This window comes from Azospirillum oryzae (assembly GCF_008364795.1).
GTDB lineage: Bacteria > Pseudomonadota > Alphaproteobacteria > Azospirillales > Azospirillaceae > Azospirillum > Azospirillum oryzae.
This window is the reverse complement of the sequence record NZ_VTTM01000003.1, coordinates 426,932-448,198: the sequence shown is the minus strand read 5'-3', so window position 1 is coordinate 448,198 and position 21,267 is coordinate 426,932. Positions and strand designations below refer to the sequence as shown.

Annotated in this window: 15 protein-coding genes; 9 read left to right on the top strand and 6 right to left on the bottom strand. The window is 69.1% G+C overall.

Going from position 1 to position 21,267, the window contains the following annotated elements; genetic code table 11:
* Positions 1 to 186: 186 nt before the first annotated feature.
* Positions 187 to 2,166 carry a sensor histidine kinase gene (locus FZ938_RS13475; protein ID WP_149198988.1) on the bottom strand — a complete coding sequence of 660 codons (1,980 nt, stop codon included), beginning with the start codon at positions 2,164 to 2,166 and terminating at the stop codon, positions 187 to 189.
* A 16-nt stretch (positions 2,167 to 2,182) separates the two neighbouring features.
* Positions 2,183 to 2,869: a response regulator gene (locus tag FZ938_RS13470; protein WP_246457286.1), complete on the bottom strand. Its 687-nt coding sequence runs from the start codon at positions 2,867 to 2,869 to the stop codon at positions 2,183 to 2,185.
* Positions 2,870 to 3,038: 169 nt separating this feature from the next.
* Between FZ938_RS13470 and FZ938_RS13465 the strand changes: the two genes are divergently transcribed.
* The gene (locus tag FZ938_RS13465; RefSeq protein ID WP_174757088.1) at positions 3,039 to 4,589 is read left to right on the top strand and encodes an FAD-binding oxidoreductase; all 1,551 of its coding nucleotides are present in this window, start codon (positions 3,039 to 3,041) and stop codon (positions 4,587 to 4,589) included.
* 121 nt (positions 4,590 to 4,710) lie between these two features.
* Here the strand turns inward: FZ938_RS13465 and FZ938_RS30535 are convergent, their stop codons facing one another.
* Genes FZ938_RS30535 through FZ938_RS13455 form a run of 3 tightly spaced genes read right to left on the bottom strand, consistent with a single transcriptional unit; the run spans position 4,711 to position 8,221 of the window.
* Positions 4,711 to 4,875, bottom strand: a complete 165-nt coding sequence (locus tag FZ938_RS30535) for a hypothetical protein (RefSeq protein ID WP_169054732.1) — start codon at positions 4,873 to 4,875, stop codon at positions 4,711 to 4,713.
* A complete protein-coding gene (locus tag FZ938_RS13460; RefSeq protein ID WP_149198986.1) occupies positions 4,872 to 6,005 on the bottom strand; it encodes a PepSY-associated TM helix domain-containing protein in 1,134 nt (377 codons plus the stop codon). Before FZ938_RS13460 ends, FZ938_RS30535 begins: the two co-directional genes overlap by 4 nt.
* Before the next feature lie 56 nt (positions 6,006 to 6,061).
* On the bottom strand, positions 6,062 to 8,221 hold the full coding sequence (locus FZ938_RS13455) for a TonB-dependent siderophore receptor (RefSeq protein WP_246457284.1): 2,160 nt from the start codon (positions 8,219 to 8,221) through the stop codon (positions 6,062 to 6,064).
* Between the two features lie 269 nt (positions 8,222 to 8,490).
* Here FZ938_RS13455 and FZ938_RS13450 point away from each other — a divergent pair, with 269 nt between their 5' ends.
* The 8 genes from FZ938_RS13450 (at position 8,491) to trxC (ending at position 18,864) form a co-directional block, all read left to right on the top strand.
* On the top strand, positions 8,491 to 9,870 hold the full coding sequence (locus FZ938_RS13450; protein WP_149198984.1) for an efflux RND transporter periplasmic adaptor subunit: 1,380 nt from the start codon (positions 8,491 to 8,493) through the stop codon (positions 9,868 to 9,870).
* The gene (locus tag FZ938_RS13445; RefSeq protein ID WP_149198983.1) at positions 9,867 to 13,022 is read left to right on the top strand and encodes a multidrug efflux RND transporter permease subunit; all 3,156 of its coding nucleotides are present in this window, start codon (positions 9,867 to 9,869) and stop codon (positions 13,020 to 13,022) included. Before FZ938_RS13450 ends, FZ938_RS13445 begins: the two co-directional genes overlap by 4 nt.
* Before the next feature lie 6 nt (positions 13,023 to 13,028).
* Positions 13,029 to 16,148, top strand: coding sequence for an efflux RND transporter permease subunit (locus FZ938_RS13440; RefSeq protein WP_149198982.1), 3,120 nt, complete (start codon positions 13,029 to 13,031; stop codon positions 16,146 to 16,148).
* A gap of 103 nt (positions 16,149 to 16,251) precedes the next feature.
* Positions 16,252 to 16,803, top strand: coding sequence for an RNA polymerase sigma factor (locus FZ938_RS13435; protein ID WP_149198981.1), 552 nt, complete (start codon positions 16,252 to 16,254; stop codon positions 16,801 to 16,803).
* 11 nt (positions 16,804 to 16,814) lie between these two features.
* Positions 16,815 to 17,258 carry a hypothetical protein gene (locus tag FZ938_RS13430; RefSeq protein WP_246457283.1) on the top strand — a complete coding sequence of 148 codons (444 nt, stop codon included), beginning with the start codon at positions 16,815 to 16,817 and terminating at the stop codon, positions 17,256 to 17,258.
* Positions 17,255 to 17,773, top strand: coding sequence for a periplasmic heavy metal sensor (locus FZ938_RS13425; protein ID WP_149198979.1), 519 nt, complete (start codon positions 17,255 to 17,257; stop codon positions 17,771 to 17,773). The genes FZ938_RS13430 and FZ938_RS13425 overlap by 4 nt, the downstream gene beginning before the upstream one ends.
* A 244-nt stretch (positions 17,774 to 18,017) precedes the next feature.
* Complete coding sequence (locus FZ938_RS13420) at positions 18,018 to 18,272, top strand: hypothetical protein (RefSeq protein WP_246457282.1); 255 nt, start codon at positions 18,018 to 18,020, stop codon at positions 18,270 to 18,272.
* A 76-nt stretch (positions 18,273 to 18,348) separates the two neighbouring features.
* Positions 18,349 to 18,864, top strand: a complete 516-nt coding sequence (gene trxC, locus FZ938_RS13415) for a thioredoxin TrxC (RefSeq protein WP_246799021.1) — start codon at positions 18,349 to 18,351, stop codon at positions 18,862 to 18,864.
* 128 nt (positions 18,865 to 18,992) lie between these two features.
* Here the strand turns inward: trxC and FZ938_RS13410 are convergent, their stop codons facing one another.
* Positions 18,993 to 21,056, bottom strand: coding sequence for a methyl-accepting chemotaxis protein (locus FZ938_RS13410; RefSeq protein WP_149198978.1), 2,064 nt, complete (start codon positions 21,054 to 21,056; stop codon positions 18,993 to 18,995).
* Between the last annotated feature and the right edge of the window lie 211 nt (positions 21,057 to 21,267).

Below are 21,267 nucleotides of genomic sequence, written 5' to 3'. Positions count from 1 at the left end.
TATTGGATGATCGGAAGTGATTCGCCCCAGCATTGGCCACCGCCGGGATCCGCGCAAAGTTTGCGCCAAATCCTTTGTATGGGCGCCAGCCGTTCGAGGTAATCCCATGTTTATGGGAGATCTGGAGAAACCGGGATTCTCGCAAGTTCTGGTGGCGCCGAATCGATCCCTGCTCTATCGGATGCTTTAGAAGTCCGGCAGGCGGAATGGCAGATCGATGACGACCCGGGTTCCATCCGGACCGGTGGCCAGGGTCAGGTCGGCACCCAGCGACGCCGCGCGCTGGCGCATGTTGTTCAGCCCCTTGCCGGGCCTTGCGGCGATTCCGTCCGGAATGCCGCGACCCTCGTCTTTGACGACGATGCGGACCGCGAAGCGTCCGTTGCCGTCCGGAGCCGGCGCCATGACGATGCCGACCCGGCGGCAGCCGGAATGGCGCACCGCGTTGGTCACGGCCTCCTGCAGGATGCGGAACAGGGTCAGGGCATGTTCCGACCTGAGCCCCTCGATGTCGGGCAGCGGCGCCATCTGCCAGTCGAGTTCCATCCCCTGCGCCTGGAGCTGGGGACCGATGCGCTCGTGGAACTGCGCCAGCATCATGCCCAGGTCGTTGCCGACATCGTCCAGCGACGCCACGACCAGCCGCAGATCGTCCAGCGCCTGCCGGGCCGCCGCAGAGATGCGGCGGTAATCATGCTGCGGCAGCTCGCATTGGGCGACGATCGACACCAGCTGCCCGGCCAGCCCGTCATGCAGATCGCGGGTCAGGCGCAGCCGCTCGCTTTCCAGCGCGACGGCGCGGGTCTGCGCCTGTTCGCGGGCGAAACTGGCCCGCAGCTCGGCCTCCGCCGTCGCCACCTCGCGCCGCAGGATGTCGTTGAAGCGGCTGACCTCGCCCAGCGCCTGGGCGAACCGCCACATCAGCGTCGCGCTGACCACCGTCATCAGCAGCGGCGCCATGTAGCGGGTCATCGACGGCACGCGCAGGTCCAGAACGCCGGTCACCGCCAGGATGTCATGGCCGGCCATCAGCAGGATGACGATCAGGCCGCCAAGCACGAGCTGGGCGGCGGCATGGTTCCGCCGGATCGCCGCCGACAGCACGATCCGGCCCGACCAGCCCAGCATCGCCACCGCCCAGGGGATCCCGAGGACGAGCCACAGCCACGCGAACCACGGCTGCAGCGTCGGCGGATCGAATGCCGCGAGCAGGAACGCGCCGGCGACCACCGCCGGCACCACCAGCAGCCACCGGATCGGAACCGCCAGTTCGCGCCCGACCAGACGGGACATCACGAAGGGCAGCAGCGCCCCCTGCCACTGGCCGGCGAAATTGACGACGCGGAACAGCCGTTCCAGGCCGTTCGGCTCGGTGCTGAACATCGGCAGGCCCTGGAGCACGCCCAGCCCCAGGATCAGGCTCATCACCAGATGGATCGGCTCGTCGCGATGGCCGGCCCACACGATCAGCAGGGACAGGCACAAGGCCGCCTGCCACGCCACCAGCAGGCGCGGCAGCGTGACCATCATCCATTCGCGCTGGCTGTAGGCGGGACGAAGCAGGCGGTCGGGACCGACCACCACGGTGTCGAGAAAGCCGCCGGACTGGCTCCAGGCCGCGATGCGGATGTCGATCCGATTGTCGCCATCCTTCAACAGCGGCCGGGGGATCGGCTGGATCAGCGGCAGCGACTGGTTGACGACCACGTCGGACTGGATGGTCATGCTGTCGACCAGCAGCGCCCCGTTCAGCCACAGCGTCGCGCGCCCGGACAGGATCGGCACGTAGATCGACCAGAGGTCCCCGTCGCCCGGATCGTCGCCGGGATCATAAGGGAAAGTCAGGCGGAACAGGCCGGAACAGCCGACCGGATCGGGAACGGCCTTGCAGCGGTAAGGCAGCGGGACGGCGGCGGCCCCCGGCGGCATCGTCTCGGGCGGCGGACGTTCCATGGCCAGATCCATGGCCACCGGGGCGAAGGTCGCCTCGGCGACGGCCAATCCGCCGTCCGGCATCTCCGGGGTCGCCGTCACCAGACCGAGCCCGAAGATCGCGGCCAACCCGTAATACAGGAGCAGCAGCGGGCCGCGGCCTCTCAGCCATGCCCGCAGGCGCCCCGGCAGGGACGGACCGGACGCCGGCAACCCGGCGATGTGCTGGCTCACATTCGACTCAATGGCGTCAGTCCGACAGCTTGATGATTCTCCGCTCCACCGCAGTGTAGACCGCTTCGCTTCGGGAATTAACCTCAAGCTTGCGGTAGATGTTCTTGATGTGGCTGGGAACCGTTTGCCGGCTGATGCCCAGCCGGGCCGCGATGTCGTTGTAGGTGAAGCCCTTGGCGATGCCCCACAGGATGTCCATCTCGCGCGGGGTCAGGGCGGGCGGCGCCTCTTCCGCCAGGGCGGGCGGAGCGGTCTGGGTCTGCCGGATGATGTGGCGGGCGATGGAGGCGGAGATGGGGGAGCGGCCGTTGGTCAGATCGTGGATCGCCGCGATCAGGTCGATCGGCCGCGCGTCCTTCAGGATGTAGCCGGAGGCGCCGGCACGCACGGCCTGCATCACCGACGACTCGTCGCCCAGGACGGAGATCACCATGATCTCGGTCTCCGGCATGCGTTGCCGCACCTCGCGGATCAGATCGCTGCCATGGCCGTCGGGCAGCTTCAGGTCGGTCACCAGCACGCCCGGACGGCTGCGCTCCAGCGCCGCGCGCGCGTCCGCCAGCGTTCCGACCGAAGCCTGCAGACGGATCCCCTCGCCAGCGGCCAGCGACGCGGCCAGGAAGTCACGGGTCGGCGCGTCGTCCTCCACCAGGACCACGGAGATGACGCCGCCGGTCCCGGCGGCCGATCGTGCCTGATCCACTGTGACGACCCCATGCGGACTATCGGATCGAATCTTCGATTCGGAATTCATCATACCGGGCCGTGGCGGCAAATCGCCATACCATGAAAACGGGATGCCTTCCCCGGTATGCAGTCTGCCACCATGCACCGCACCGCCGCCACGACGACCGCATCGGGACCGCCCCAAAATGCCCAGGATGCCCACGCCGCCCGCCCCCCTTGCCGCTTCGCCTGCCGCCAGCGAACCGCCCGCCGACGCGCTGGAGGAGTGGCGCCGCATCGTCGGGCCGGAGCATGTCCGAACCGCCGAGGCCGAGCGCCTGGACTGGGGCCGGCGCACCTTCGCGCCGGATGTCCGGGTTTCGGCCGTCGTCAGTCCGGGCGATGCCGACCAGACCGCCGCCTGCCTCGCCGTCGCCACCCGGCACCGCCTGCCGGTCCATCCGGTCAGCCGCGGCGCCAACTGGGGGCTGGGGTCGCGGGCGCCGACGCGGGACGGGGCGGTGGTGCTCGATCTCCGGCGGCTCGACCGCATCTCCGGCTTCGACGGCGAGCGCGGGCTGGTGCGGGTGGAGGCCGGGGTGACCTTCCAGGCGCTGGCCGCCTTCCTGGCGGAGCGGACCGACCGCTTCTTCGTCCCCGTCATCGGCGGCCCGGCGGAGGCCAGCGCGCTCGCCAACGCGCTCGACCGCGGCGACGGCAGCATGGGCGAGCGCTGGACCTCGCTGTGCGAGCTGGAGGTCGCCCTGCCGGACGGCCGGCGGCTGCGGACCGGCTGCGGGCCGCTGGGGGCGGAGCGGACGGCCGGGCTCGACCCGGCGCCGGCCGGGCCGCTGATCGACGGGCTGTTCAGCCAGTCGAACCTTGGCGTGGTGACAAGCGCCGTCATCCGGCTGGAGGCGATGCCCAGCGACCTCGCCATCCTGTCGGTGGACATCGGCGGCCTCGACGCCCTGCCCGCCTTCCTGGAGCTGTGGCGCGACTGCCAATGCGAGCAATCCCTGCCCGACCGGTCGCTGACCCTGTGGAACGGCATCAAATGGCTGGCGCTCGACGATGTCCGCGCAGCCGTCCCGACCGACAGGCTGGCCCCGGCGGCCCTGAACGAGTGGCACGCCTCCGCCCTGATCCGCGCGGAGGCGCCGGAGGTGCTGGAGGCCCGCGCCGGCCGCCTGTCCCGCCGCTTCGCCGCGGTGTCCCAGACGGTGGAACTGGACATCGCCCGGCGGGACGGCGCCTGGATCGAGGGGTTCGAGGATTGGCTGGGCGTGCCGGACGGACGCAACCTGCGAACGGTCTATTGGCGCAAGGATCGGCACCCCGACCTCGCGGCGGCCGACCCCGACCGCGACGGCTGCGGCCTGATCTGGCTCTGCCTCGCCTTCCCCTTCGAATTCCAGGCGCTGGCCGATTACCTGACCTGGGCGCGTGAGCGGCTGGAACACGCCGGGATCGACCTCAATGTCGGGATCGAGTCCAACGGCTTCCGCTGCCTGCTGACCTATTTCACCCTGGGATTCGACCGCGAGATGCCGGGTGCGGACGAGGCGGCCCTCGCCGCTTACCGGGATCTGATCGAAACCGCGCTGGAACGGGGTTTCGCGCCCTACCGGCTGGCGAACGGCCTGCCGGTGCCCGAGGCGCTGCGCCGGTCACCCGCCGCCGCCCTGCTGACGGAGCTGCGCGCGGTGGGCGACCCGGCCGGCATTCTGTCGCCGGGCCGCAACGGCATCGGCTAGAGTGCGATCGGTTCAGACGGAATCGTCTGAAACGTGAATCGCACGGAAAATCAGAAGGCTAGGGTCTGTCCGATGCTTCAATAAGCATCGGACAGACCCTAGCAGACGGGGAGCCGGCCGGTCAGGAGGGCCACTGCCGCCACAGCTTGGCCGCGCAGACGGCCAGCGGCACCGACAGGGTCGCCCAACACAGCCAGTCCCACACCCCGTCGCCCAGGATGGCGGCGGCAAGCCCGATGACGGAGAGCACGGCCAGCGCGGCCGGAATGCGCCAGACCCCGGTCATGCCTTGCTCCCCAGCTTGGCGCCGGTTGCAGCCGATGCCGCCCGCGCCCGCGGCCGTTTCAGCCAGACGACGAAGCCGGTCACCGTCACCACGCCGGTGACGATGGTGAACAGCGCCCAGACGATCTGCAGCGGCAGCCCGCCGTAATCGCCGAAGTGGAACGGCCCCGACAGCATCAGCACCGTCATGTACCAGGGCGTGCCGGCCGTTTCCGCCACCACGCCGGTCTCGGCATCGACAAGGGCGACGCTGAGCAGCCGCTGGGTCAGTTCGGTGTGGCCGCGCACCAGCACGCTGAAATGGCGGCTGCCGGCATATTCGTTGCCGGGATAGGCGATGAAGGCCAGATCCTTGCCGGGAAAGGCTGCCAACCCGGCTTCGGCCACCCGGTCGATCGACACCGAGCTTCCGGTCATCGGCTCGGGATGGCGGGCGGTCATCGCCGCCAGCTCGGTCTTCTGCCAATAGCCGGTGATCAGCGGCGAGAAGGACAGGATGGCGCCGGTCAGCCCGACGACGAAGGCCCAGACCAGGGTCGCCACGCCGAACAGATTGTGCAGGTCGATGTTGCCGATGCGCGTTCCGCGGCCGAAGCGCAGGATGCCGAAGGCCAGCTTCTTCATGAAGGGGCCGTAGACGACCAGCCCGCTGACCGTGCTGACCACGAACAGCAGCCCCATCACCCCGACGAACATCTGCCCGGCGAAACCGGTGAACAGGTCGACATGCAGCTTTAGCAGAAAACCGACCAGCGTCTCCGTCGGCTGCTTCAGCATCTGGTTGGCGCCGGTGAAGCCGTTCAGCACCACCCAGCGCCCCAGCTCGAATCCGCTTTCCTCCGGCGGTCCCAGATAGATGTAGTTGACCGCCTTGTCCTCCGGATCGAAGGACAGCAGCTTGGGCTGCAGCGTCGGATCGGCCTTCTGCGCGATGTCGACCAGCGACTGGAGCGGCAGGCGGGCCTGCCCCTCCGTGTAGCTGCTGTCCAGCTCCTCCCCCATCAGATGCTGGATCTCGTGGTGGAACACCAGGATCAGCCCGGTCACGCAGAGGATCAGCAGGTTCGCCGAACAGATCAGGCTGGTCCAGCGGTGGACGAGGCGCCAGCCCCGCAGGCTCGCAGGCGTCATGACGGCTTCCTTCGGCAATGACGGAAGAAGGGGGGAAGGAGGGACGGCAAGGGGGCTTACCAGCGGTAGCGCAGGCCGGCGGTCACCGTCCGCTGATAGCCGTAGGCGCACCACTCGCCGTAATAGCAGGAGGCGACATACTCCTTGTTGAACAGGTTCTTGCCGTTGACGGTGACCTCCGCCCCCTGCAGCTTCGGCGACAGGGCGCCCAGGTCGTAGGACACGGTGGCGTCGACCAGGGTGAAGGACGGCACCTTGAAGGTGTTCGCCGTGTTCATGGTGCTGCCGGTGAAGCGCACGCCGGCGCCGACGCCGAGCCCGGTCAGCGGGGTGCCTTCCGGCATGTGGTACATGGCCCAGGCCGACGCCTGATGGCGCGGCACCGCCGCCAAGCGCTTGCCCTCCAGCCCGTCATTGTCCTTGGTGTATTTGGTGTCGAGGTAGGTGTAGGTGCCGATCAGCTCCAGGTCCCTGGTCACGCCGACCTTGGCCTCCAGCTCGATGCCGCGCGACCGCGCCTCGCCGCTCTGGATGGAGAAGCCGGGGTGGGCGGGATCGCTGGTCGTCAGGTTGCTGCGGGTCAGGTCGAACAGGGCCGCGGTGAACAGGCTGTTCAGGCCCGGCGGCTGGTACTTCACGCCGACCTCGTACTGGGTGCCTTCCTCCGGCTTGAAGGGCGTGCCGGCGAAATCGACGCCGCTGCTGGGCGTGAAGGACTCGGCATAGCTGATGTAGGGCGCGATGCCGTTCTCGAAGACATAGGTCAGGCCGGCGCGGCCGGTCCAGGCCTGATCGGACTGGGTGCTGCTGCCGAAGGCGGTGGTCGAGGTGGTCTTCGCCCAGTCGCGGCGCCCGGCCACCGTCAGGATGAAGCCGCCGAGCCGCATCTGGTCCTGCAGATAGATGCCGGTCTGCCGCCCGTCGATGTCGGTGCGGCTGACCGCCGGCGGGGTGACGGCGACGCCATAGACCGGGTTGAACACGTCGATCGACGGCGCCAGTCCGAAGCCGGCGGTGTAATGGCCGTCGAGCCGCTGGTAATCGACGCCGGCCAGCACGGTGTGGCCGACCGGACCGGTGGAGAAGCGCCCTTCGATCTGGTTGTCGAAGGCGTAGGCGTTCATCTCCTCCCGCGAGGTGGCGATACCGCGATAGAGTGTGCGGTAGTCCGCCGACAGGCCGTTGGCGTACAGGCTGTCGTAGGCGACCTTGGCGTTCAGCCAGCGCCCGTTCAGCCGTACGGTCCAGACGTCGCTCAGTTTCTTGTCGAAGGCATAGCCGACCGAGGCCTGACGACGGTCGAACTTCTCGAAATTCGGATCGCCGTCATAGAAATCGACCGGGATTTTGCCCAGCGGGTTGCTCAGCACCGTGCCCTGCGGCGGGATGCCGCCATAGGAATTGCCCTTCGGGTCATGCTGGTAGAAGCCCAGCAGGGTCAGGCTGGTCTCGGCATCCGGCCTCCAGGTGAAGGAGGGAGCGATGGCGACGCGCTCGTTCTCCGTCATGCGGATCTGGCCGTCCTCGCTCAGGCCGACGGCGGTCAGGCGGTAGAGGAACTTGCCGTCCTTGTCGATCGGGCCGGAGAAGTCGGCGGTGCCGCGCCAATGGTTGTCGGTGCCGTATTCGATCCCGACCTCGTTCAGCGCGGTGGCGGTCGGGCGCTTGGAAACCTGATTGATCAGACCGCCGGCCGGCGACTGCCCGTACAGCACGGAGGTCGGGCCCTTCAGCACCTCCGCCCGTTCCAGCAGATAGGGGTCGATCTGCGACGCCGCGTAGTAGAGCGACTGCAGCTTCAGCCCGTTCAGATAGGTGTCGGCGTCGAAGCCGCGGACCTTCAGCTGGTCATAGCGGGTCGCCACCGCGCCGCGCGTCTCCGCCGTGACGCCGGCGGTGTAGCGCACCACCTGATTCAGCGTCTGGGCGTTCTGGTCGCGGATCTGGTCGGCCGGAATGACCGAGATCGACTGCGGCGTCTCGATCAGCGGCGTGTCGGTCTTGGTACCGGTCACCTGCTGGTTGGCGACATAGCCGGTCACCGGCGACAGCGCCGTTTCCCCCTGCCCGGTCACCGTCACCGCCGGCATCTGCAGCGCGGCACCATTATCTGTGCTCTGCGCCCCCGCCACCGCCGGCACCATCAGACCGCCCAGCACCACGGCGCCGAACGCCGCCCCACGCGACACCAGGCCGCCCTCAACCCGTTTCTGCACTTGTTTGCCCCCAGCACGAATAAGAATCATTCGCAGTTAAAAGCCCTAATAATGCAACTCATTCTCAAATTCAATGCCTATTCGCGTATGTGCTGCGACAATCCCGCTCAACGTCCTCCGCCGGGTCGGGAGGGAGCCGCCACTCGGAAAAAATCTTCGCCGCTCCCCGACGAATCCCTCCCGCCGCTGCGTATCAGGAACGGACAGAAAGACCGTGGCGGGCGAAAGCGCCGTCCGGTCGAACGTCGGGGCAAGCGTCGGAACACGTCATGACGATTCGTTGGAAGCCGGTGGTCACCGGTGTTGTTCTTGCCGGACTGGTCGGCGGCGTCGGTTACGCGGTTCAGCAGAAGCTGGCCCCTCCGGCGGCGAAGCAATCGACCGGCGCCGGCGGCCCGCCGCCCGGCCCTCCCGGCGCACCTCCCGGCGGCCCCGGCGGCGGGCGCAACAGCGTGGTGGCGGTGCAGGCCGGCACCGTGGCGCGGGAGGACGTGCCGATCTGGTTCGACGGCATCGGCACAGTCCAGGCCTTCAACACGGTCACCGTGCGCGCCCGCGTCGATGGCGAGCTTCAGCGCGTCTCCCTGCAGGAAGGTCAACTGGTCAAGACCGGCGACCTCCTTGCGACCATCGATTCCCGCCCGCTCCAGGCCCAGCTCGCCCAGGCCGAGGCGAAGAAGGCGCAGGACGAGGCGCAGCTGGCCAACGCGCGGCGCGACCTCGAGCGCAACATGAACCTGAAGGAGTTCGCCTCCCGCCAGACCGTCGACACCCAGCGCGCGCTGGTCGCCCAGTACGAGGCTCAGATCCGTGCCGACGAAGCGGCGATCGAGGCGGTGCGGGTCCAGCTGAACTACACCACCATCACCGCCCCCATCAGCGGCCGCATCGGCCTGCGCAACGTCGACCAGGGCAACGTGGTACGGGCCAGCGACCAGAGCGGCATCGCCACCATCACGCAAATCCAGCCCATCGCCGTCATCTTCACCCTGCCGGAAAAGCAGCTGCAGGCCGTGCTCGCCGCCCAGGCGCAAGGGCCGGTGACGGTCGAGGCGCAGGACCGCGAGGGCCGCCGCGTGCTCGACACCGGCAAGCTGTCGGTGGTGGACAACCTGATCGACACCGGCACCGGCACCATCCGCCTGAAGGCCGAGATTCCCAACGACCCGCAAAAGCTGTGGCCGGGCCAGTTCGTCAATGTCCGCCTGTTGTCCGCCGTCCGCCGCGGCGCCACCACCGTGCCGGCCACCGTGGTGCAGCGCGGACCGCAGGGCACCTACGCCTATGTCATCAAGGACGACCTGACGGTGGAGCAGCGCCCGATCAAGGTCGCCCGCCAGGAGGAAACCAAGGCGATCATCGACGAGGGCCTGACCCCCGGCGAGCGGGTGGTGGTCGACGGCCAGTACCGTTTGCAGCCCGGCTCCAAGATCCGCATCGTCGAGCCCATCGCCTCGGCCGCACCGGTTGGCGCCGCCCCCGCCACCCCCGCGCCGGAGTCCGCACCCGCCGGCAAGACGCAGGACCCCGCCGCGCGTGAGGAACGGCGGCGCGAGCGCCAGCAGCAGCGCGAGAACAACGGCGCCCCTCCCGCCCCCGGAAACGCTCCCGGCCCCGCCGCCCCGCGTGAGGGACGGCAGCCCTCATGAACATCTCCGCCCCCTTCATCCTGCGGCCGGTCGCCACCGGGCTGCTGATGCTTGCGGTGGTGCTGCTGGGCCTGCTGGGCTACAGCGCGCTGCCGATCTCCTCGCTGCCGACGGTCGATTTCCCGACGGTGCGCGTCACCACCCAGCTGCCGGGCGCGGCGCCGGAGGTGATGGCGTCGTCCGTCACCGCCCCCCTGGAACGGCAGCTCGGGCAGATCGCCGGCATCTCCTCCATGGTGTCGACCAGCTCCTTCGGGTTGTCGGTCATCACCCTGCAATTCGACCTGACCCGCGACATCGACGCCGCCTCGCAGGACGTGCAGTCGGCGATCAGCGCCGCGTCGGGCACGCTGCCCAAGGGGCTGCCGAACCCGCCGGTCTACGACAAGGTCAACCCCGCCGACACGCCGGTCATGGTGCTGGCGCTGAGTTCGGACAGCTTGCGGCTGGAGACCGTCAGCGACGCCGCCGACACGCTGCTGGCGCAGAAGCTGTCCCAGGTCGACGGCGTCGGCTATGTCGGGATCGAAGGGGGCTTGCGTCCCGCCGTCCGCGTCCAGGTCAACCCCGCCGCCGTCGCCGGACTCGGCCTGACGCTGGAGGATGTGCGGACCACCATCACCCAGGCCAACGTCAACGCGCCGAAGGGCAGCTTCGACGGCCCGCGCCAGTCCTGGTCCATCGGCGTCAACGACCAGATCGAAAATGCCGCCGCCTACCGCCCGATCATCGTCGCCTACAAGAATGGCGGCCCGGTGCGGCTGACCGACATCGGCACCGTGGTCGATTCGGTGGAGAACACCCGGCTCGCGGCGTGGCATGACGGCAAGCCGGCGGTGCTGCTGAACGTGCTGCGCCAGCCCGGCGCCAACATCATCGACACGGTGGACCGCATCCGCAAACTGCTGCCCTCGCTCCAGGCCAGCTTGCCGCCGCAGATCCACATGGCGGTGCTGACCGACCGGACGGAGACCATCCGCGCCTCGGTGGTCGACGTGCAGAAGACGCTGGTGCTGACCGCCGGGCTGGTGGTGCTGGTGATCTTCCTGTTCCTGCGCAAGGCGTGGGCGACGGTGATCCCGGCGGCGGCGCTGCCGCTGTCGCTGATCGGCACCTTCGGCATCATGGCGCTGTGCGGCTTCAGCCTGGACAACCTGTCGCTGATGGCGCTGACCATCGCGTCCGGCTTCGTCGTCGACGACGCCATCGTGATGATCGAGAACATCGTCCGCCACATCGAGAAGGGCGAGAAGCCGATGCAGGCGGCGCTCAAGGGCGCCCGCCAGATCGGCTTCACCGTCGTTTCGCTGACCCTGTCGCTGATCGCGGTGTTCATCCCGCTGCTGTTCATGGGCGGCGTGGTCGGCCGGCTGTTCCGCGAATTCGCCATCACGCTGTCCATCGCCGTGCTGGTGTCGGCGGTGATCTCGCTGACGCTGACGCCGATGATGTGCGCCCGCCTGCTGAAACCGGAGGCGGAGACCAAGCCAAATGCCCTGTTCCGCTGGACCGAACGCGGCTTCGACGCCCTGTTGAACGGCTACGCCGCCTCGCTGCGCGTCGTCCTGCGCCACCAGCCGGCGACCTTGCTGGTCACCATCGCCACGCTGGCCGCCACGCTCTATCTCTATGACGTGGTGCCGAAGGGCTTCCTGCCGCAGCAGGACACCGGCGTCATCATCGGCGTGACCGACGCCGCGCCCTCCATCTCGGTCAAGGCGATGGCGGAGCGCCAGCGCGAGGTCGCCGACATCGTGCGGCGCGACCCCGACGTGGCCGGCGTGGCGAGCTTCGTCGGCACCGGCACGGTGAACGCCACCACCAACACCGGCAACCTGACCATCGCGCTGAAGCCGCGAGACCAGCGCAGTTCCTCCGCGGAGGAGATCATCGCCCGCCTGCGCGCCGCCACCGGCGACCTGAAGGGCGTGTCGCTGTTCATGCAGGCGGTGCAGGACGTGCAGATCGACAGCCGCGTCAGCCGCACGCAATACCAGTACGTCCTTCAGGACGCCGACCCGCGCGAGCTTGAGAACTGGACCCCACGCCTGCTGGACGCCCTGCGCGCCCGGCCCGAACTGACCGACGTGGCGACCGACCAGCAGCCCGACGGCTTGCAGGTCTACCTGACCATCGACCGCGACGCCGCCAGCCGCCTGCACGTCCTGCCCCAGGCCATCGACGACACGCTCTACGACGCCTTCGGCCAGCGTCAGGTCTCCACCATCTACACCCAGACCAACCAGTACCGCGTCATCCTGGAGGTCGAACCGTCCTTCCAGATGGACCCGGCGTCCTTGTCCAAGATCTATGTGAAGGCCAGCGGCGGCACGGTCGTGCCCCTGAATGCCGTGGTGTCGGTGGAGCGCAAGACCGCCCCGCTGGTCATCACCCACCAGGGCCAGTTCCCGTCGGTCACCCTGTCCTTCAACGTGGCGCACGGCGTCTCGCTGGGGGCGGCGGTGGCGGCGATCCAGCAGGCGCGCGACGGCATCGGCATGCCCGACACCGCGACCGCCCGCTTCGCCGGCACGGCCGCCGAGTTCCGCTCGTCGCTCTACACCCAACCCTGGCTGATCCTGGCGGCGGTGGTCGCGGTCTATATCGTGCTGGGCGTGCTGTACGAGAGCACGATCCACCCGATCACCATCCTGTCGACCCTGCCGTCCGCCGGCATCGGCGCGCTGCTGGCGCTGATGGCGACCGGCCACGACCTGTCGCTGATCGCGCTGGTCGGCATCGTGCTGCTGATCGGCATCGTCAAGAAGAACGCCATCATGATGATCGACTTCGCCCTGGAGGCGGAGCGCAACCAGGGCATGGCGCCGGAACGCTCGATCTATGAGGCGTCGCTCCTGCGTTTCCGCCCGATCATGATGACCACCATGGCGGCCCTGCTGGGCGCCCTGCCGCTGGCGCTGGAGAACGGCACCGGATCGGAACTGCGCAAACCGATGGGCATCGCCATCGTCGGCGGCCTGCTGCTCAGTCAGGTGCTGACGCTCTACACCACGCCGGTCGTCTATCTCTACATGGACCGTCTCGGCAACCGGCTCGGCCGCTTGCTGCGGCCATGGCGGCGGAAGCCGTCGGCCGAGCCGGGCAACGCCCAAGAGTCCGGCCACGCTCCCGGCCGGGCGGCGGCGGAGTAGCCGGCCATGCTCCCCGCAAATCTCCTGCCCTCCGGCGCCTCGCTCTCCGCCCCCTTCATCCGGCGGCCGGTCGGCACGTCGCTGCTGATGGTCGGGCTGATGATCCTCGGCATGGTGGCCTACCGCTTCCTGCCGGTGGCGCCGCTGCCGCAGGTGGAGTTCCCCACCATCATCGTCACCGCCTCGCTGCCCGGCGCCAGCCCGGAGACCATGGCCGCCTCCGTCGCCACGCCGCTGGAACGCAGGCTCTCCCGCATCGCCGGCGTGTCGGAGATGACCTCCAACAGCAAGCTCGGCAGCACCACCGTCGTCGTGCAGTTCGACCTGAACCGCAACGTCGAGGCGGCGTCGCGCGACGTGCAGGCCGCCATCAACGCCGCGGGCGGCGACTTGCCGGCCGACCTGCCCAGCCCGCCCAAGATGCGGCGCATCAACCCGGCCGACGCGCCGGTGATGACGCTGGCCATGACCTCCACCACCCTGGCCCCGGCCGACCTCTACAACCTTGCCGACAGCGTGATCGGCCAGCGGCTGAGCCAGATCGAGGGGGTGGCCCAGGTCTCCATCAACGGTGCGGAGAAGACGGCGGTGCGCGTGCGCGTCAATGCCGCTGCCGCCGCCAACATGGGCGTCAGCCTGGAATCGATCCGCAGCGTCATCTCCCAGGCCAATGCCAACGGGCCGAAGGGCAGCTTCGACGGCACTCATGAATCCTGGTCGATCGGCGCCAGCGACCAGCTGTTCGGCGCCGACGCCTACCGCCGGCTGATCGTGACCGAGAAGAGCGGCGCCACCGTGCGGCTGGGCGACGTCGCCGAGGTGATCGAGGCGCCGGAGAACAGCCGCACCGCCGCCTGGCAGGACGGCCAGCGCGCCGTCCTCATCAACATCCAGAAACAGCCCGGCTCCAACGTGGTGGAGACGGTGGACCGCATCCGGGCGGAACTGCCGACGCTGCGCGGCTGGATGCCGCCGGGGGTCAGCCTGTCGGTGCGCACCGACCGCACGCCGACCATCCGCGCCTCAATCGACGACGTGCAGAAGACGCTGGCGGTCACGGTGGCGCTGGTGGTGATGGTGATGGCGCTGTTCCTGCGCCGGCTGTGGGCGACGGTCATCCCGGCGGCGTCGGTGCCGCTGTCGCTGGCCGGCACCTTCGGCGTGATGTGGATCGTCGGCTACAGCCTGGACAATTTTTCGCTGATGGCGCTGACCATCTCGGTCGGCTTCGTGGTGGACGACGCCATCGTCGTCATCGAGAACATCGTCCGCCACATCGAAAAGGGCGCCAAGCCGTTCGAGGCGGCGGTGAAGGGCGCGCGGCAGGTTGCCTTCACCGTGGTGTCGATCAGCCTGTCGCTGGTCGCCGTCTTCATCCCCATCCTGTTCATGGGCGGCATCCAGGGCCGGCTGTTCCGCGAATTCGCCGTGGTGCTGTCGGTCGCCATCGCCGTCTCGGCCGTGGTGTCGCTGACCCTGACCCCGATGATGTGCGCCCATCTGCTGGCGCCGGAGGCGGAGCGCGGCCCTCCCGGCCGCCTTGCCCGTGCGCTCGCCTGGATCGGCGACCGCCTGTTCGGCCTCTATGCCGCCGGGCTGGACTGGGTTCTGGCCCACCGCCGCACCATGCTGGCGGCGACCTTCGCCATCGTCGGCGTCAGCGTCTGGCTCTACGGGCAGGTGCCGAAGGGCTTCGTGCCGCAGCAGGACACCGGCCTGCTGATCGGCTTCAGCGATCCGCCGCCCGACATCTCCTTCAAGGCGATGGTGACGCGCCAGCGCGCCTTGCAGGACGCGGTGGCCGGCGACCCGGCGGTGGACAGCGTCGGCGGAACCATCGGCGGCGGCGGTCCGGGCGGCACCTATTCCGGCCAGATCTTCATCGGCCTGAAGCCGAAGGCGGGGCGTGACGATCTCCAGACCGTCACCCAGCGGCTGCGCCAGCGCGCCGGCCGGGTGCCGGGGGTGCAGCTTTACCTGATGCCGGTGCAGGACATCCGCGTCGGCGGCTTCCAGGGGCGCAGCCAGTACCGCTACAGCCTGCAGGACGCCGACATCGGCGCGCTGAACGAATGGGCGCCCAAGCTGGTGGAGAAGATGCGCACCCTGCCGGAACTGGTCGACGTCGCCAACGACCGCCAGAACGGCGGCATCCAGGCCAATGTCATCGTCGACCGCGACGCCGCAACCCGCCTGGGCGTGTCGTTGAGCGCTTTGGAGGCGACGCTCTACGACGCCTTCGGCCAGCGGCAGGTCTCGACCATGTATCTGGCGCAGAACCAGCACAAGGTGGTGCTGGAGGTCGCGCCATCCGAGGCGCTCGGCCCCGACGACCTCAAGCGCATCTATGTGTCGGGCCGCAGCGGCATGGTTCCCCTGTCGGCGGTGTCGCGCGTCGTCATCGGCAATCAGGCCGCCAGCATCCAGCACCAGAGCGGCTTCCCGGTCGCCAACCTGACCTTCGACCTCGCCCCCGGCGTCTCGCTGTCCCAGGCGACCGAACTGATCCAGCGCGCGGCGGAGGACATCGGCATGCCCGCCAGCATCCGCGCCGGCTTCCAGGGCGACGCGCGGGCCTTCCAGCAATCCTCGTCCAGCCAGCCGCTGCTGATCCTGGCGGCGCTGATCACCATCTACATCGTCCTGGGGGTGCTCTACGAAAGCCTGATCCACCCGCTGACCATTCTGTCGACCCTGCCGTCGGCCGGGCTGGGGGCGCTGATCGCGCTGATCCTGACCGGCTACGACCTGTCGATCGTGGCTCTGATCGGCATCATCCTGCTGATCGGCATCGTCAAGAAGAACGCCATCATGATGATCGACTTCGCCCTGGAGGCGGAGCGGGAACGCGGCCTGTCGCCCTTGGAAGCGATCCGCGAGGCCGGACTGGTCCGCTTCCGCCCGATCATGATGACGACGATGGCCGCGCTGCTGGGCGCCGTTCCCCTGGCCTTCGATTACGGCACCGGCGGCGAGATCCGCCGCCCGCTCGGCATCGCCATCATCGGCGGCCTTCTGGTCAGCCAGATGCTGACGCTCTACACCACGCCGGTGGTCTATCTGACCCTGGAGCGGCTGGCCCTGCGGCGCACCCGCCGCGCCGCCATCGCCGCCCCGGCGGAATAGGGGGCGGCGGATGGGTGCGGCCCCCTCTCTTCACTTCGCGCTGCGCTGGCGCCCCTCCGCCCTGTTGGGCATAGTTCTCGCCCACGGCATGAGCGGAGCCCCGGTGGCCGACGACACCGACAGCGACGACGGGTTGATGGAGCGCGTGGCCGGTGGCGACGCCGCCGCCTTCGACCGGCTGGCCGCCCGCCACATGCGCCGCGCCGTGGCGCTGGCCCAGCGGATGACCGGCAACCCGTCCGACGCCGACGAGATCGCGCAGGAGGCCTTCCTGCGGGTCTGGCAGCATGCCGGCCGCTGGGACGCGGCGCGCGCCGCCTTCACCACATGGCTCTACCGCATCGTCATGAACCTCGCCATCGATCGTGGCCGCCGCCCCGGCTGGTCGCCGCTGGAGGAGGCCGGCGATCCGCCCGACGAATCGCCCGACGCGCTGGCCCGCATCGCCGAGCGCCAGACCGCCGAGCGGGTCAACCGGGCTCTGGCCGCCTTGCCCGACCGCCAACGCGCCGCCGTCGTGCTGTTCCACCAGGAGGGGCTCAGCCTGCGGCAGGCCGCCGAGGTCCTGACCATGAGCGAGAGCGCCTTCGCCTCGCTGCTGGCCCGCGCCCGCGCCGCGCTGAAGACCGCGCTCACCACCTCCGAGATCCTGTGAGGGAGGATGCCATGACCGACGAAGACTTCCTCCGCCACCTGGACGATTACGGCGCCTCGCCGGAGCGCTGGCCGCCCGAACTGCGCGCCGCGGCCGGCGCCGCGCTCGCCCGCTCCCCCGCCCTGCGCACGGCGCTGGAGGACGCTCAGTCCTTCGACCGCCTGCTCGCCGCCCCCGCCCCGCCGGTGGAGGACGCCCGCGTCGACCGCCTGCTGGCCGCCGTCGGCAAGGCGGCGCGGCGATCCCCGCAGGACAGCCTCGTCATGCTTCTGCTCGGCCGGATGCCGCGGCGGACGGTGGCCGGCTTCTGCGCCGCCCTGCTCGCGCTCGGCTGGCTGACCGGAGGCTGGCTGAGCGGCCAGCTCACCGGCCCCGCCCCCACCGCGCCGCGCAGCCAGGAACTGGCCCTGCTGAACGACGAGGTCGTCACCCTGTTCGACGGAGACTCCCGATGAGCGGTACCGCCGCCACCCATCGCCCCCAGCCGTCCGTCCTGACCAGGCTCCGCCGGTGGTTGGGGCAGCGGATCAGCCTGCGGACGCTGGCCCTGGCGTCGCTGGCGCTGAACCTGTTCCTCGGCGCCATGCTGGTCGCCACCATCCGCAACCCGCCGCCCCCGCCCTACCGGCCGATGCCCGACCGCTTCGTCGAGCATGTGGCCGCCGACCTGTCCGACGCCGACGCCGCCGTCCTGCGCGCGGCCTTCGAGCCGCTGCGCCCGCGTTACGACGCACTGTCCCAGGACTACCGCGAGGCCGGGCAGCGGGTGCGCGCCCTGTTGCAGGCCGAGCCTGTGGATTTCGACTCCCTGCGCGCCGCGACCTCCGCCGCCCGCGCCAAGCGCCGCCAGATCGGCGAACTGACCGAGGAAACCGTGCTGTCCATCCTGCCCGACCTGTCGCCGGCCGGCCGGCTGCGGCTGGTCGGCGGGCCGGGACCGGAGAGAGCGCTCAAGACGCCTAAAAAATAGGCAAACCCACTCATCCACAGGCCGGATGGGCCGGCCGGAAGGGTGCGGATGATTCTGTTCGGAGATTGCGCACACATCTATCCACAGATTCTGTGGAGAAGAAAACCGGATGAGATTTTATCCACACAAATTCACAAGTTATCATCCCCAAGTTTTATCGCCCGCCTTCCCATGGATCCTTGTATCCACCACCGATCCGGCATATCCAAATAACGTGGATCAGCAAGATTGGTGGGGGATCGTCATGATCGGAGATCCGTTTCATCCAAAGAAGGCGACGATCTCTTTGCGCGTTGATCGCCGAATCAAAGATGTCGCCAAGAATTACGCACGTCAGCGGCAGACGCCTCTGGCCGAGGTCATGCGCGACCTCTTGGCCCGCTACGTCGCCGAATGCGCGCGGGAGAATGCCCAGGCGACCCCGGACCTGTTGAAGGACCGGCCGGCGCAATATGTGGATTTCGCAAAGCTGGAAGGCCTGATGGGCCGGCAGGAGTAGGCCCGCCCATCTTGAGCGGGCGGCTCCGCCCCCATACATCGACGGTGGACAAGCTGCCAGGGGAAGGAGCCCCGCCATGCCGCCCACCGCCCATTCTTCCACAGGCCCCGGTTCGTCCACAGGCCCCGATTCTTTGGCCGCCGACAGCCTGCACATCGCCTGCCCGCATTGCGACACGCTGAACCGCGTGCCTCCGGCCCGTCTGGGCGGCGGCAAGTGCGGCCGTTGCGGCAACGCCCTGTTCGAAGGAAAGCCGGTGGCGCTCGACGCCCGCCGCTTCGCCGCCCATGCCGAGAAGAGCGACCTGCCGCTGCTGATCGACTTCTGGGCCGAGTGGTGCGGCCCCTGCCGCATGATGGCCCCCGTCTTCGCCCAGGCCGCGGCCCAGCTGGAACCCCGGGTCCGCCTCGCCAAGATCGACACCGAGGCCTCTCCCGACCTCGCCGGCCGCTTCGGCATCCGCAGCATCCCGTCGCTGGTCCTGGTCCACCACGGCCGGGAAATCGCCCGCACCGCCGGCGCGATGCCGCTGCCGTCGCTGGTGGCCTGGGTGCGTCAACAAATCCCCTCTCCCCCCCGGGGAGAGGGTTAGGGTGAGGGGGTCGCGCGGCGAGGATCTTCAAGCATCGCGTAGTTCCCGTTCCCCACCAAATCGACGCTGTGCATCCCCCTCACCCCGACCCTCTCCCCGGGGGGGAGAGGGGGATAGCGCACTCCCCCCTACGCCGCCCGCACCGTCGCGATAAAGGTCCCCACCTCCTTGCGCAGCCGCTCGGCCTCGACCGCCAGTTCCTGCGAGGTGCCGTGGACGCGGCCGGCGGCGTCGCCGGTCTCGTGGACGGCGGTGCTGACGCCGGCGATGTTGCTCGACACCTCCTCGGTGCCCTGCGCCGCCTGGGTGACGCTGGAGGCGATCTCGCGGGTGGCGGCGGCCTGTTCCTCGATGGCCGCGGCGATGGCGGTGGTGATCTCGCTCATATGGCCGATGGTCTTGCCGATGCTGCCGATGGCCTTCTGGGCGCCGCCGGTGGTCTGCTGAATCTCCTGCACCTTGGCCTGGATCTCGTCGGTGGCGCGCGCGGTCTGGCTGGCCAGCGCCTTCACCTCGCTCGCCACGACGGCGAAGCCCTTGCCGGCCTCTCCGGCGCGCGCCGCCTCGATGGTGGCGTTCAGCGCCAGCAGGTTGGTCTGCGCGGCGATGCCGCTGATCAGTTCCACCACCGCACCGATCTGCTCGGCGGCGGAGACCAGATCGCGCATGGTGCGGTCGGCGCCGTCGGCGTCGGCCACCGCCTGGGTGGCGATGCGGGTGGAGTTCTCCACCTGCTGGCCGATCTCGGAGATGGAGGCCGACAGCTCCTCCGTCGCGGTGGCGACGGTCTGCACGTTGGCCGAGGCCTGTTCGGAGGCCGAGGCGACCAGCAGCGACCGCTCGCTCGCCTCCTGCGCGGTGGCGGTCAGCTCCGTCGCCGCATCGCGCATGCCGGTGGCGGCGTGGGCGACGGTGTCGACGATGCCCTTCACCGTGCTCTCGAAGGTGTCGGCCATCTGCATCATGGTCTGGCGGCGCTGGGCGGCGGCCTGCCGCTCGCTCTCCTCCTGCGCCTTGCGCATCCGCTCCATCTCATAGGCGTTGGTCTTGAAGACCTGGAGCGCGCGGGCCAGCGCGCCGATCTCGTCCCGGCGCGCGTCGTCGGTGACGGCGACGCTCAGGTCGCCTTCGGCCAGACGGCCCATCGCCCGCGTGATGTTGCCGAGCGGCCTGGTGATCGCCCGCGAAATCGCCCAGGCCAGCAGCAGGCCGATCAGCAGGGCGGCGACCGTCACCATGGTGCCGCGGCCCTCGGCCGCCGCCACCTCGGCGGCGGCGCTGCTCTCCAGCTGAGACAGGAAATCGGCGGAGTGGGAGCGGATCAGCCCGATCTTGTCGCCGATCTCCTTGCCCGCCTTGCCCAGCGTCTCATTGTTCAGCGACTTCAGCTGGTCGCTCAAGCTGGCGATGCGGTCGATGCCGGCGCCATAGGCCGGAAGCTTGGCGACCGCGTCCGACAGCTTGGCCTTGACCGGCCCGTCCGCCATGGCGTCTCGCAGCGCCGTGGCCTTGGCGGTCACATCGGCCAGATCCTTGCGGATGCGCGCCAGATCCTCGGCCTGCGTCTCCGCCACGAAGCGGGCGACCAGCACGCGGACCAGCAGATACTGCTCGCTGACGTCGGCGGCCTTCACCGTGCGGTCGAGATCGCCCAGATCCTTCTCCGCCTTGACGGTCTCGCTCAGCGTGCGGCGGATGTCGGCGCCCAGCTTGTTCACCACCGACGCGACGATGGAGTCGCGCTCCGTCCGCGCGGCGACCAGCTGGTCGAAGCCGCCGGTCAGCGTCTTCTGCAGGCTGGCGATCTCCTGCGCCGCCTGACGGTCGGTCGCGCTGGTCATGCGCGCGGTGGCGGCGTCCAGCTTCCTGGCGAACTTGTCCACGTCGGCGCGGAAGCGGTCGGCCACCGCGGCGGAGCCGCTGGACACGAACTCCTCCGCCGCCCCCAGGGCGTCGGCCATGTTGGTGTCCGCCTCCGCCACCGCCATGGCGACATGCGACTGCCCGGCATAGCGGCGGAGCGCGTCGTCGCTGGATCGCAAGCCCGACCAGGACACCGCCCCCAAGCCGACCAGCAGCGCAAGCGTCACGCCGAAGCCGGTATAGATCTTGGTCGCCGTGCGCAGGTTGGCGAAGGGGCCGGCTTTGGTCGGTTGGGCGGCGGACTGCCGGCCTGGGTGGGTGGCGTTCATGGCTGGGGACCTCGTCTCTGACCCGGCTGCTGGCAAGTTTCCGATCTTTCGGGTGATCGGTTGTCAACGAGGTACCCTACAAGAACAATGCCAAAGGACCATTAACGCCGCGGTGTTTTTCTGCCCTGTGAAATCACCCTCTTTCCAATAGACAGCGATCCTCAACCATTCGCAATTCGCCAAGATCGTTGAGACCGCTTTGCATTTTGCC

What these genes read in the sequence shown, in the direction of transcription:
- FZ938_RS13465 (WP_174757088.1), top strand. Translation starts at nt 3,039, where the DNA reads ATGCCCAGGATGCCCACGCCGCCCGCCCCCCTTGCCGCTTCGCCTGCC.
- FZ938_RS30535 (WP_169054732.1), bottom strand. Translation starts at nt 4,875, where the DNA reads ATGACCGGGGTCTGGCGCATTCCGGCCGCGCTGGCCGTGCTCTCCGTC.
- FZ938_RS13460 (WP_149198986.1), bottom strand. Translation starts at nt 6,005, where the DNA reads ATGACGCCTGCGAGCCTGCGGGGCTGGCGCCTCGTCCACCGCTGGACC.
- FZ938_RS13450 (WP_149198984.1), top strand. Translation starts at nt 8,491, where the DNA reads ATGACGATTCGTTGGAAGCCGGTGGTCACCGGTGTTGTTCTTGCCGGA.
- FZ938_RS13445 (WP_149198983.1), top strand. Translation starts at nt 9,867, where the DNA reads ATGAACATCTCCGCCCCCTTCATCCTGCGGCCGGTCGCCACCGGGCTG.
- FZ938_RS13440 (WP_149198982.1), top strand. Translation starts at nt 13,029, where the DNA reads ATGCTCCCCGCAAATCTCCTGCCCTCCGGCGCCTCGCTCTCCGCCCCC.
- FZ938_RS13430 (WP_246457283.1), top strand. Translation starts at nt 16,815, where the DNA reads ATGACCGACGAAGACTTCCTCCGCCACCTGGACGATTACGGCGCCTCG.
- FZ938_RS13425 (WP_149198979.1), top strand. Translation starts at nt 17,255, where the DNA reads ATGAGCGGTACCGCCGCCACCCATCGCCCCCAGCCGTCCGTCCTGACC.
- FZ938_RS13420 (WP_246457282.1), top strand. Translation starts at nt 18,018, where the DNA reads ATGATCGGAGATCCGTTTCATCCAAAGAAGGCGACGATCTCTTTGCGC.
- trxC (WP_246799021.1), top strand. Translation starts at nt 18,349, where the DNA reads ATGCCGCCCACCGCCCATTCTTCCACAGGCCCCGGTTCGTCCACAGGC.
- FZ938_RS13410 (WP_149198978.1), bottom strand. Translation starts at nt 21,056, where the DNA reads ATGAACGCCACCCACCCAGGCCGGCAGTCCGCCGCCCAACCGACCAAA.